We start from the raw sequence: 12,178 nt of genomic DNA on the forward strand, positions 1-12,178 counted from the left end.
ATAACGGTAACGGCGGCGATAACGGTAACGGCGGCGATAACGGCAACGGCGGCGATAACGGCAACGGCGGCGATACCGGCAACGGCGGCGATACCGGCAACGGCGGCGATACCGCCGTTACCTCCGTTTACGCTAGTGACTTTTCCGTAAAGACGACCGGAGGGCCTGCTGCCGATAACGGTTGGAATATCTGGACCGATGGTTATATCGAAGAGACGTTCAGCTTCAATGGCCAAAGCACGCTCGAAATTGTAGCTTCTGGAGATTATGCCGCAGGCGCTTGGCCGAATATGCGGGTCTATGTCGGCGGCGAGTTAGTCGTCGACCAGAGTGTCGACGGGGCTACTTGGCAGTCGTTTGAGTTCGATCTGGGCGAGCGCAGCGGCGATAAGCCGGTGCGGATCGAGTTTACGAACGATTATTTCGCTGATGGCGAAGATCGTAACCTGCTCGTTCGTGCGGTAACAGTCACCAGTGGCTTACCTTTGGGCGGAGGGGGCGTGCGCCCTCCTGCTAGCGGTAACACGCCGGTTGGGCGTTGGGGGCAGCTCAGCGTTAACGGCCCCGACTTGGTCAACGAGCGGGGCGAGGTGGTGCAACTGCGTGGAATGAGTTCCCACGGCTTGCAGTGGTACGGCCATTATATGAATGAAGACAGCATTCGCTGGCTTCGCGACGATTGGGAAATCGATGTTATTCGGGCGGCGATGTATACCGTCCACGGCGGTTATATCGACGACCCCTCGGTAAAGCAGAAAGTCATCGAAACCATAGAAGCGGCGATCGATCTTGGCCTCTATGTGATTATCGATTGGCATATTCTCAACGATGGCGATCCAAATCAGCACAAAGATGCAGCCATTGATTTTTCGACGATATGGCGCGCCGGTATGGGGATTATCCCAATATCATTTATGAGATTGCGAACGAGCCGAATGGCCCGGTCAATTGGAATCAGCATATCCGCCCATACGCGGTTGACGTGATCGATACCATTCGCGCTCACGATCCGAATAACCTTATCATTGTCGGTACCGCCACCTGGAGTCAGGATATTCACGATGCCGCCGATAATCCGCTGAGCGATCCTAACGTCGCTTATGCCTTGCATTTCTACGCCGGTACCCACGGCGAGGAATTGCGTAGTCGGATTGATTACGCGCGGTCTCGGAATGCGGCAATTTTCGTTTCCGAATGGGGTGTTTCTCAGGCGACCGGAGACGGTGGCGTTTTTGAGCAGGAAACACGGGTTTGGATCGATTTTCTGAATGATCGCCGCATCAGTTGGGTGAACTGGAACCTGTCGGATAAGGTTGAATCTTCCGCCGCCTTGGCACCGGGTGCGAGTGCCCGCGGCGGTTGGACGCAGGCTCAGTTGAGCGAATCGGGCCGATTAGTTCGCGAGTTGATAAAAGAGCGACCGTAAGCTCACGCACAGCAACGTGCGGAGCGGAAAGAAGGGGCCGCTTGTCGGTCCCTTCGCGTTTTGCGCAGAATCGTTCTACTCGATGCCGACCCGTTAACGGGCTTCAGCGATGGCGTCTTTTTTGTGTTTTAATTCCTTTCGGCTGCCGAGAGTATTAGCATTAAGAATGCTGACTGCTGCTGCGGATTCGTCATGCCTCGATTGATTTTTGGCGCCGATACGAATAGGCAGACCGAGCCTCCGTACGCGCTTCGGGTAGGGTGGGCATTTAAAGTAGATGAACAAGTACGATTACTTGGGGTTGGATGGTAAGTCGCTGAAAATACTTGTGACTGTGCTTGAGGAAAGCTCGGTTTCGGCGGCGGCGAAACGGCTTGATATGAGCCAGCCGGCTGTTAGTCATGCCTTAGATCGGCTCCGGGACGTGTTGGGCGATCCCTTGTTCGTCAAATCCGGGCGCGGTATTCGCCCAACGGTTCACGCCCGAGCGTTAGGAGAGCAGGCAAGGCGTATACTCGCCGAGATGAAAGCGCTCACCACACCGGCCGAGTTTAAGCCAGGCGATAAGCCGGTTAGCTTTACCATCGCCGCTAACGACTATCAGCGGGATTTACTCTTGCCGTGTTTGCTGGAGCGGTTGCGGCGCCAGGCATCGAATGTGCACGTGGCTGTGGTACCTTCCGGCATTCCTTCCGCCGAACAATTGCGGGACGACGGCTGCGATCTGGTCATCACGCCGCACCCGCCGCAGGCAAGCGACATCGTCCAGAAGCGAATATTGACCGACGACTTTATGTGTTTCTATGACCCGGCGGTGCGCACAGCCCCTAAGACCTTGAGCGAATACCTCGCTGCCGATCATGTCTCGGTTCGTTTCGGCAACGGAGAGCGAGTGATCCTTGACGACGAACTGGAGCAATCCGGCATTCGTCGAAGAGTAACGCTTACCGTTCCTAACTTTTCCGGCGCGCCTCCCTTTATCCGGGGGAGCGATTTGATCGCAACCATGCCCAGTTTGTTACGCCTCGGTTCGATGCAGGGTTTAGGAGCCCACCGGCCACCCTTTACCTTGCCGGAGATGCCGCTGTATATGCTTTGGCATCAACGCCATCATGCCGATCCGGTCCAGCGTTGGCTGCGAGGGGCGTTGGAAGCGAGTGTGGCCGAGGTTATGGCTTCGATTCCAGACTGATTCAAAGTCTGCATAAGTGCTATGCCATGTATCTGCTTTATCGAATGGAAGTAATCGATAAACTCTTCTTCGGACCACTCCTCAGTTGTCTTGCCTCTTATCGTTCAGGGGTTAGCGGAAGCCGCGCTGGGCGGTAAGCAGATGTCTTTAATGGTATTGGGACAATACCGAACCCTTTCTTCGGCTGGATGAAGTGCGCAAGCGAGGGCATATCGCCGTTGCCGATTTGGTGGCTTGTGCGTGTGCGCCCTTGGCTTCCTAACGCTGCATTTCCCGGCAGGTTGCCGCTCGGCGTACTAATTCACGCCCTCGTTATCGACGAGGTTTCATGCGAAAACCGAACACACTGTCTACGACCCTCCTACTAACCTCTGTGGTCGCGCTCGGGCCGCTGGCTGTCGATATGTATCTGCCAGCCTTGCCCGCCATTGGCGAGGCGTTAACGGCGACACCTGACGAAGTGCAGCTGACGTTAAGTTTGTACATGGCCGGGTTCGCTATAGCTCAGCTATTCGTCGGACCGTTATCCGACCGCTTCGGTCGCAAGCCCATCTTAGTCGGCGGTTTGATGCTTTTTGCCGTGGCCAGCCTGCTTTGTATTACGGCAACTACGGTTGAGGCATTGTGGTTAGGGCGTTTTCTGCAAGCTTTTGGAGGGTCGGCCGGCCCCGTGTTAGGGCGAGCGGCCGTGCGAGACCTGTACCCGCCGCGCGATGCGGCACGAACTATGTCGTATATGGGGTCGGTGACGGCATTAGCGCCTGCTGTGGCGCCCTTGCTGGGCGGCGCTTTACTCTTGTTTTACGGTTGGCAATCTTCGTTTGTGGCGGTGGCCATCTATGCGGTCGGGGTTATGTGCTTGCTCGCGTTGAAGTTGCCGGAAACGCTACCGCTTGAGCGGAGGCAATCCATACGGCCTAGCAATATCTTACGAAATTTTGCCGTCCTTGCCCGGCACCGCCAGTTTGTCGGCTATACGCTGACCAACAGCATGTCTTTCGGAGGCATGTTTGCCTTTATCTCGGGTTCTTCCTTTGTATTGATTGGGACGCTGGGGGTGGCTGAGCAGGCTTACGGCCTTTACTTTGCCGTAACGGTGCTGGGAATGGTGGCGGGTGCCTTCTTCGGCGGGCGTTTTAGCCGTCGTCTTGGCATGAGTCGATTAACCTTATTGGGCGCGTTCCTCGTTGCCGGCGGCGGCAGCAGCATGGGCGCGTTGGCGTTGCTGGATGTGCATACGGTTGCGGCGGTGATCGGGCCGCATACGGTGTATATGGCGGGAGCCGGTATAATGATCGGGCAGACGATGGCCGGTGCCACCGCGCCGTTTCCGCATATGGCGGGTTCCGCTTCGTCGCTTTTCGGTTTCATTCAGATGACATTAGCGGCATTGATTGGCGCTGCCGTTGGTCAATTCCACGATGGGACGCCCACCCCAATGGCGATAATAATCGCTACAACCGGTGCGCTAAGCCTAGCCAGTTATTGGTTTATTGTGCGCCGGCCGGGTCCGAGAGCGGTACGGATTTGAGAAAGGCCAAAGCTGTTCGTTAGCCGAACGACTTGGCGAGTGGCGCACAGGCGGAGGTGCACTTTTTAGCGTGTTTTGTGTCGCATAGGCCGCCTTTGGGATTTGTTCCCCGGCGCCTTTAGTCGTAGGATTGGCCGCCTGAGCTTTGGAAATATCGCCAAGTTCTGTTCTTTGCCGACGCTGCGCGTGTCGTAAGATGTCGATTGCGGCACTCTATGCGGAGTCGCTAAAGGCTTGAGGATTGGTATTTCCCTTAGTCGTGGATTCAAAGGTTTCCTGCCCGAATGAATATAACGCTTGCTGCTAAAACCCGCCTGCCCACGCCGTATGGGCTATTTCACCTGTATGGCTTCGTCGAGGAAGGCGGGCAGGAGCATTTAGCCATGGTGATGGGGGATATCGCTGGCGACGCGCCTGTTTTAGCCAGAGTGCACTCCGAGTGTTTGACCGGCGATGCTTTATTTAGCATGCGTTGCGATTGCGGTCCGCAGCTTGAGGCAGCGATGCATAAAATTGGCGAAGCGGGGCAGGGGGTTATCGTATATTTACGACAGGAAGGGCGTGGCATCGGCCTTATCAATAAATTGCGCGCCTACGCAGAGCAGGATGAAGGTGCGGATACGGTCGAGGCAAACGAAAAGCTCGGCTTTCCTGCCGATGCCCGCGATTACTCCGTGGCCGTAGCCATTCTCGCAGCGCTTGGAGTCAAGCGTGTTCGCTTGATGACCAATAATCCGCGCAAGCTACAAGCTTTGGAGGCGTGCGGTGTCGAGATTAGCGAGCGCGTAGCGCATCGCGTCGGCGCCTCGGCCGAGAATGAAAAATATCTCGCTACCAAGGCGAGTCGGCTTGGGCATCTTATTACCGACTGATTATCGCCTTATCGCCCTTTAAACTTGAGGCGCGGAGGCTTGCATCAGGTCGCTGAAGCGTTTGCCAGTAAGTGGTCGCGGAGAAAGGCGACAAATGCCTCCTGTTGCTCTTCGTCCACGGTGTCGTTGTTGGTGAACGCAGAAACCCAATGTCGGCTCCAGTCAGAGTTGCCGGCGCATAAATCCGTAAAGCTGCCCCACCAAAGAATACCGTAAGCGGGGAGGGTGAGGGCGTTTAGGGCTTGTCGCAGCTCTTCATTCGGGCCAAATACGTCGAGTTGAGTATAAATTGGACGGCTGGATTCTTTTAAATCCGTCAGCTCGTTAAGCTTGATGCCCCAGCGCTGCGGTTCCATACGCCAAAGATAAGCCGATAATTCGACGTGATCGCGAAACCACTGCAGAACCGGCCGCGTACCTGCACCATCTTCAGTCGCGCAGCCCAAAGGATAGCGTCGGGGGTCGCGTTGCGCAAGGCCGTGCGATAGCGTCGAATGAATTGCCTTCCCAGCCGTACATGATGTTTCCTTAAGGGTTGCCGAGCTTATGAGTTGGGAGTGCGATAGATGTATCAGGCACAGTTTACTGTATCAACGCAAGGGCGTGGCACGCACGAAATCACCGATGCAGTCGGTACTCAAGTCGCTGCGTCGGGTGTGGATGTCGGGCTATGTAATGTTTTTATCCATCATACCAGTGCGTCCTTAATGATTTGCGAGAACGCCGACCCGTCGGTGCGTCGCGACCTTAATCGTTTCATGGCGCGTTTGGTACCCGACGGCGATCCTATGTTCGAACACGACGCCGAAGGGCCGGATGACATGCCCGCGCATGTAAGAAGCGTATTAACTCAGAGTGCATTAACCGTTCCAGTGACTGCGGGGCGCTTGGGTTTAGGCACTTGGCAAGGGATCTATGTATGGGAGCATCGGGCCTGCGGTGCGCGGCGAAGCATTACCGTCACCGTAGTCGGGTGACCTGGAACCGGCGAAAAAGGCGTGCGAGGATGTTATTGAGTAGGGCGGATATCTGCCATATGGTATGCTCTGCCGCCATTTAGGATACTCTGAATGTATCGTTATCGTTAGCGCCTATGTTTTCTGGCTAACGCAAAGTTGATGTTTTCTTGAGGCTCCGTCAACACGGGATGAGATGCAGCGATGGCCTTGAAGCAGATCTACAAGGTGATTTTCTTTAATCAGGGGCAGGTTTACGAAATCTACGCGCGGCAGGTATCGCAGGGTGGCCTGTTCGGCTTCATCGAAGTGGAGGAATTAACCTTCGGCGAGCGGTCGCAGGTATTAGTCGATCCTTCCGAAGAGCGGCTCAAGAGCGAATTTGCCGGGGTGAAGCGGAGTTACATTCCGATGCACTCGGTTATTCGCATCGACGAGGTGGAGAAGGAAGGCGCGAGCAAAATCAGCGAGCCCAGCGGCAACGTAACCCCTTTTCCGATGCCGATGTACAACCCGAGCAAAGGTGGCGATTGAACTGAACAGCGTTTTCGTATAATCTTGCGCACCTTGTCGCGGCAACGCCAAGAAGTAGCTGCGCAGATTCTGGAGAGGTGTCCGAGCGGTCGAAGGAGCACGCCTGGAAAGTGTGTGTACGTCACAAGCGTACCGAGGGTTCGAATCCCTCCCTCTCCGCCATACAAATTAAAAGGGGCTGTCCGACAGGGCAGCCCCTTTTAATTTGTATGGCAGCTGGGGTTGAACCCTCGGAATAGACAAGTAGGGTTCGACGACGGCGAGAATCAGAAAGGACTAGTATTCTGGCGCCGAATTCGCTACCGTAACACCTCGCTGGCGTTCAGCTAGACCGTTTCAATGGTGGCTGCGCCGGTCCCCCCGCGGCGATAAGCTGTGAACCCCGTCAGGCCCGGAAGGGAGCAGCGGCAGCAGTGGACTCGGGCGCCGGGGTGTGGCTGGCGTCGGCCGCCTCCCTAATAGAGCAGAGGTCGAACAGGTTCGCGTTGAACGTGTACCCGCGCGTTGCCCTGCGCTCGGCAAAAAATTCGGCGGCCCGCCTAGCTCCTTTCCGCATTTTCTTAAACATCGCTTTGCCGCGATGGTACAATCGCTCGATTCCCGTTAGCGTCGATCATTGAGGATTCATGAGCTACCAGGTACTAGCCCGGAAATGGCGGCCCCGCAGTTTCGCTGAGATGGCCGGTCAGGAGCATGTCTTGCGTGCCCTGGTGAACGGGCTCGATAGCGGGCGCCTGCATCATGCTTATCTGTTTACCGGTACCCGCGGCGTCGGTAAAACCACGTTGGCAAGGATTTTGGCGAAATGCCTTAATTGCGAGGAAGGCATTAGCTCGCAGCCCTGCGGACAGTGCAGCGCCTGTCGAGAGATCAGCGAGGGGCGTTTTGTCGATCTAATCGAGGTTGACGCTGCTTCCCGTACCAAAGTAGAAGATACGCGGGATTTGTTGGATAACGTCCAGTATGCGCCGACTCGGGGCCGTTATAAGGTCTATCTGATCGACGAAATACACATGTTGTCCGGGCACAGCTTTAACGCGTTGCTCAAGACGCTGGAAGAGCCGCCGCCGCATGTGAAATTCCTCTTAGCGACTACCGACCCGCAAAAATCCCAGTTACGATTTTATCGCGCTGCTTGCAATTTAATCTTAAGCGCTTGCCGGCTGTTTTGATTGCCGAACACTTGCAGCACGTCCTTGACCAGGAAGGGCTGAGTTACGAGCAGCCGGCTTTGGCGACGGTAGCTCAGGCTGCTGACGGCAGTATGCGCGATGCCTTGAGTCTGCTTGACCAGGCCATTGCGTTTGGTAGCGGCGAAGTGCGAGAGCAGGAAACGCGCAGCATGCTTGGCAGCATCGGGCGCGACTTTCTGTTTGATTTGCTCGACTGCCTGGCGGCCGAGGATGGCGAAGCCATGCTCAAGGTGGTTGGAGAAATGGGCGCTCAGGCTCCGGATTATAGCGAAGCCTTGGCGGAGCTGCTGACATTGCTGCACACATTGGCTTTGGCGCAGACCATTCCCTCCAGCGTAACCGAGGATGTGCCGCAGCGGGAGCGGTTGCTTGCCTTGGCGGAGCGTTTGGCGCCGGAAGACGTGCAGCTGTTTTATCAGATTGCGTTAATCGGCCGCCGCGATTTGCCGTTAGCGCCCGACCCTCGCATCGGCTTCGAAATGGTACTGTTGCGGATGTTGGCGTTTCGCCCCCAGTCGGCGGCGCCTTCGGCACCGCGCGTTAAGGCGAGCCCACAAGCGCAGGCGCCAGAGCCGAGTAGATCGCCGGAGAAACAAGCGAAGGCGCCGATGCCCGCTGCCACACCGCCCCCAGCCGATGCTCAGCAGCCGGTAAGCGCTCGCGAGGCTCCAGCACCGGTTAGCCAGCCGGTAGCGCAGCCTGCTGCCGCTGCGAGTGCCGACGGTGCGGCTTGGTTCGATACTATCGATACCTTGGCGTTGAAAGGGCCGGCGCGTGCTTTAGCGATGCAGTGCGAATGGGTCGGGTATAGTGGCGGCAAGCTGCGCTTGCGGCTCGATCCAAATCATCAGCATTTGCGTAATCCGGCACTTGAGCAACGGTTAGCCAAGGCGTTGGGCGAGCATTATGGCGAGGACTTACAGTTAGAGATCGAAATGCGAGCACCCGAAGGGGCTATACCCGCTCAGCTGGCGGAGGAGCGAGCCGCTAACCGGCGTCAGGCGGCCGTGGAAACGATCAATCAAGACCCCAATGTCGCCGCTATGCGGGATACGTTTGGCGCCGAGGTGATTAACGGCTCGATTGAGCCTATCGATTAATAGGCGTTGTTGTCGTCGATAGGTTGTCGGTGTCAGTTGTTCCTATCGCTAAGACTATTTCGAAACCGTTTGGTTAGTTTATGGTAGCTTTCGAATAAAGGAAACTCTGAAGCTTTACCGAATTCAGAGCTTCTGCTAGTGCGCACCGTACGGAGGATCCGAAGATGAAGGGTGGTTTGGGCAATTTGATGAAACAGGCGCAGAAGCTGCAAGCGGATATGCAGCGCGCACAGGAAGAAGTCGCCAACATGGAGGTGACCGGCGAGGCTGGCGGTGGCATGGTGAGCGTCGTCATGACCGGGCGGCATGAGCTGCGGCGGGTGAGCATCGATCCGACCTTGTTCGAAGACGACAAGGAAATGGTGGAAGACTTGGTCGCCGCTGCGGTGAACGACGCGGTCCGTAAGGTCGAAGAGCAGGCAAAAGAGCGGATGTCGGATATGACGTCGGCCTAGGGTTGCCGCCCGGCATGAAATTGCCGTTCTAAGAACCTTTAGTGGCCGATCAGCTTTCGATGTGCCGGCGCTCCCTTTGGACGCGTAAGTCCGCTGGGTCGGCGCATCTATGCGTGAAGGCGTACTAGTATTCCGGCAGCACCGTGTAAGGCATAGAGACAGCATGGCTTTTTCACCGTTAATACAGAATCTGATCGATGCTTTACGGTGCTTGCCCGGCGTTGGGCCAAAATCGGCGCAGCGGATGGCGTTTCATCTGCTGCAGCGCGATCGTCCGGGGGCGGCTCGTCTCGCCGATGCCTTGGTGAAAGCCGTGGATAACGTGGGCGAGTGTGCGGAGTGCAGGTTGTTAACCGAGCAGCCGATCTGCGACATTTGTGCCAGCCCGAGACGCGATCGCAGCTTGATGTGCATTGTGGAAAGCCCGGCGGACGTGTTTGCCCTTGAGCAGGCGACCGATTACAGCGGCGTTTATTTTGTGCTTATGGGGCGCCTTTCTCCGCTTGACGGTATCGGCCCCAAAGAGCTCGGGCTGGAGCGGCTAGAAGCTCGTTTTGCGGCAGGCGAGGTGAAGGAGATTATTCTCGCGACCAACCCTACCGTGGAAGGGGAGGCGACAGCGCAATACATTGCAGAAATGGCACATGAGCATAATGTGGTCACGAGCCGGATCGCTCACGGCGTGCCGATAGGCGGCGAGTTGGAGTACGTTGACAGCGGCACCCTGTCGCACGCATTTGCCGGGCGTCGAGAGTATCGTTAAGAAGGCATAGCTAGACCCGCACTCGGCTCGGCCGGCCCAGCGTTAACAAGAAAGGATGATAGCGCTATGACGGATTGTTTATTCTGCAAGATAGTGGCCGGCGACATCGAGCCCGACACGGTATTGGAAACCGATAACGTTTTGGCGTTTCGGGACATTAATCCGCAAGCTCCCACCCATGTTTTGGTCATCCCCAAGCGGCATATCGAAAGCATCAATGCTCTGACGGCGGAAGACGCCGCGTTGGTGGGCGAGCTGTATTTAGCCGCGCGTGCCGTTGCGGAGAAAGAAGGTATCGCAGAGAGCGGCTACCGTACGGTAATGAATTGCGGCGAAGGCGCAGGCCAGACTGTCTTTCATATCCATCTGCACGTGCTTGGCGGTAGGGCTTTAAGTTGGCCGCCAGGTTAGGTTGTCTCGCGGCCGACGCTCCCTAACGAGCGGCCGTTCAGTAAGCTTTTTCTTCAGCCGCTATGATAGTGCGAAAGCTCTCAAGCCTTTCGTGATTAATGGCACCTGCTTGTGCGGCAGCCGCAATTGCGCATCCAGGCTCATTGATATGTCGGCAATTGTTGAATTTGCACTGGCCGTGAAAGGCGCGAAACTCGATGAAGCCGTGTTCGATTTGCTCTGGATTGAGGTGGCCTAGGCGCAATGTACGAATCCCCGGCGAGTCAATCAAATGGCCACCGTCAGGCAGGTGGTACAAGGTGGTTTCGGTTGTCGTGTGGCGGCCTTGTCCGCTGGCGTGGGAAAGGGCGCCTACACGTACCTGCTGATCCGGTAATAGCGTGTTGACCAGCGACGACTTGCCGACTCCCGATTGCCCCACGAGCACGCTAGTAGCGTCGCGCAAGCCCTCCCGTAAAGGGTTTATGCTGGCCTCGCTAGTGGTGCTACCGAAGTCGACGGGATAGCCGAGTTCACGGTAGCTCGCTAACGAGTCTTCTAAATCTCTACGGGCCTCGACGCTAAGCAGGTCTATCTTGTTGACCCACAAGGCTGCCTTGATTTCCAGGCTTTCCGCCAATACCAGATAGCGATCGATCAGTTCGCGGGTGAACTCCGGTTCGACAGCGACCACGATGACCATGAGGTCGACATTAGCGGCTAGCGGGCGAAGTTTGGCCCGATAGTCGGGGCGGGCAACGACGTTTTGGCGCGGTTCGATACGCTCGATCACGCCGTCGGACTCGCTGCTGGCTCTCCACGCGACGTAATCGCCGCAAACCGGTCGGCCTACGCGGCGGCGAAGTTTGCAGCGCTGCAAGAGGCCGTCGGCGGTTTCGACAATCGCTTCCTGGCCATAACTGATGACGACTCGTCCCGGTTGGGTATCTTTCATGGGCTCGCGTTCGGTGACTATCGTTGGCCGCATCGGCGGCGGTCGGCAGGCAGGATAGCCTTTGTTAGAATCCCCGACAACATTAGGCTGTGTTGTCTTTCCGGTTGCGGCCTTGGCTTAAGTCGCAACCGAAAGGTTAATTTAGTACGAGGAAAAAGGCGAACCAATGGGCCCATCGGCAGATAACCTTATATGGATAGATTTAGAAATGACCGGTCTCGATACCGATAACGATCGCATTATCGAGATCGCGACAATTGTCACCGATTCGAATTTGGAGATTCTTGCGGAAGGTCCGGTGCTGGCTATCTATCAGCCGGAAGAGGTCCTAGCTGGCATGGACGAATGGAACACGAACCAACATGGGAAATCCGGGCTGACGCAACGCGTTCGGGAGAGCGAGATTAGCGAAGCCGAGGCAGAGGCTCAGACGCTGGCATTTCTCAGGCAGTATGTGCCTGCCAAGGCCTCTCCGATGTGCGGCAACAGTATCTGCCAAGATCGCCGTTTCTTACACCGCTGCATGCCTGAGTTGGAGCGTTATTTCCATTACCGCCACCTGGACGTTAGCACGATCAAAGAGTTGGCAAAACGCTGGGCGCCGGATGTGATGAAGGGGTTCAACAAAAAAGGGGCTCATTTAGCCTTGGATGACATCAAAGAGTCGATCGAAGAGCTGCGCCATTACCGCGAGCACTTCTTGAAGCTACCTGCTAGCACGTCTTCAAGCTTAGGTTAGCTCCTTTGAGAGCGCGCGGCTTGCTCGCCCTTTGGCAAGAAGCCGCTTGGTAGTCGCTCTCCGAGCGGGTTG

Annotated in this window: 12 protein-coding genes, 1 tRNA gene, 1 other RNA gene and 2 pseudogenes; 14 read left to right on the top strand and 2 right to left on the bottom strand. The window is 56.4% G+C overall.

The features are described 5' to 3' along the window. The 5 genes from CAI21_RS25640 to ribA all read left to right on the top strand — a co-directional run. Positions 1–986: cellulase family glycosylhydrolase (locus CAI21_RS25640; RefSeq protein ID WP_309544957.1), on the top strand; the 986-nt coding region annotated here is incomplete at its 5' end. After that, positions 878–1,426 (top strand): glycoside hydrolase family 5 protein, encoded by a 549-nt coding sequence (locus CAI21_RS25645; protein WP_309544700.1) that lies wholly within the window; start codon positions 878–880, stop codon positions 1,424–1,426. The genes CAI21_RS25640 and CAI21_RS25645, both read left to right, overlap by 109 nt. A gap of 277 nt (positions 1,427–1,703) precedes the next feature. Beyond that, on the top strand, positions 1,704–2,618 hold the full coding sequence (locus tag CAI21_RS12855; RefSeq protein WP_116302660.1) for a LysR family transcriptional regulator: 915 nt from the start codon (positions 1,704–1,706) through the stop codon (positions 2,616–2,618). A gap of 328 nt (positions 2,619–2,946) precedes the next feature. Further along, positions 2,947–4,149 (top strand): Bcr/CflA family multidrug efflux MFS transporter, encoded by a 1,203-nt coding sequence (locus CAI21_RS12860; protein ID WP_116302661.1) that lies wholly within the window; start codon positions 2,947–2,949, stop codon positions 4,147–4,149. Positions 4,150–4,433: 284 nt separating this feature from the next. After that, positions 4,434–5,021, top strand: coding sequence for a GTP cyclohydrolase II (gene ribA, locus CAI21_RS12865; RefSeq protein WP_116302662.1), 588 nt, complete (start codon positions 4,434–4,436; stop codon positions 5,019–5,021). 44 nt (positions 5,022–5,065) lie between these two features. Here ribA and CAI21_RS12870 read toward each other — a convergent pair whose 3' ends face one another. After that, on the bottom strand, positions 5,066–5,467 hold the full coding sequence (locus CAI21_RS12870) for a hypothetical protein (RefSeq protein ID WP_116302663.1): 402 nt from the start codon (positions 5,465–5,467) through the stop codon (positions 5,066–5,068). Between the two features lie 120 nt (positions 5,468–5,587). On the opposite strand from CAI21_RS12870, the gene CAI21_RS12875 reads away from it, so the two are divergent. From CAI21_RS12875 to CAI21_RS12910, 8 genes and pseudogenes are all read left to right on the top strand, one after another. Further along, positions 5,588–5,998: a secondary thiamine-phosphate synthase enzyme YjbQ gene (locus CAI21_RS12875; protein WP_116302664.1), complete on the top strand. Its 411-nt coding sequence runs from the start codon at positions 5,588–5,590 to the stop codon at positions 5,996–5,998. A 183-nt stretch (positions 5,999–6,181) separates the two neighbouring features. Continuing rightward, positions 6,182–6,511 carry a DUF1820 family protein gene (locus tag CAI21_RS12880; protein WP_116302665.1) on the top strand — a complete coding sequence of 110 codons (330 nt, stop codon included), beginning with the start codon at positions 6,182–6,184 and terminating at the stop codon, positions 6,509–6,511. 71 nt (positions 6,512–6,582) lie between these two features. Then, positions 6,583–6,673, top strand: a tRNA-Ser gene (locus CAI21_RS12885). Between the two features lie 187 nt (positions 6,674–6,860). After that, an RNA gene (gene ffs, locus CAI21_RS12890) (signal recognition particle sRNA small type) lies at positions 6,861–6,957 on the top strand. 180 nt (positions 6,958–7,137) lie between these two features. Further along, positions 7,138–8,804 (top strand): annotated as a pseudogene (gene dnaX / locus CAI21_RS12895) (DNA polymerase III subunit gamma/tau). Positions 8,805–8,968: 164 nt separating this feature from the next. Then, positions 8,969–9,291 (top strand): annotated as a pseudogene (locus tag CAI21_RS12900) (YbaB/EbfC family nucleoid-associated protein). Positions 9,292–9,422: 131 nt separating this feature from the next. Continuing rightward, positions 9,423–10,022: a recombination mediator RecR gene (gene recR / locus CAI21_RS12905; protein ID WP_116302666.1), complete on the top strand. Its 600-nt coding sequence runs from the start codon at positions 9,423–9,425 to the stop codon at positions 10,020–10,022. A 66-nt stretch (positions 10,023–10,088) separates the two neighbouring features. After that, positions 10,089–10,433: a histidine triad nucleotide-binding protein gene (locus CAI21_RS12910; protein WP_116302667.1), complete on the top strand. Its 345-nt coding sequence runs from the start codon at positions 10,089–10,091 to the stop codon at positions 10,431–10,433. Between the two features lie 37 nt (positions 10,434–10,470). Here CAI21_RS12910 and rsgA read toward each other — a convergent pair whose 3' ends face one another. Then, a complete protein-coding gene (gene rsgA, locus CAI21_RS12915; RefSeq protein WP_181919413.1) occupies positions 10,471–11,367 on the bottom strand; it encodes a small ribosomal subunit biogenesis GTPase RsgA in 897 nt (298 codons plus the stop codon). A 166-nt stretch (positions 11,368–11,533) separates the two neighbouring features. Between rsgA and orn the strand changes: the two genes are divergently transcribed. Further along, entirely contained in the window at positions 11,534–12,106 is a 573-nt protein-coding gene (orn, locus tag CAI21_RS12920) for an oligoribonuclease (RefSeq protein ID WP_116302669.1), read from the top strand. The last annotated feature ends 72 nt before the right edge of the window (positions 12,107–12,178 follow it).

The organism is Alkalilimnicola ehrlichii (assembly GCF_003399765.1).
Lineage (GTDB): Bacteria > Pseudomonadota > Gammaproteobacteria > Nitrococcales > AK92 > AK92.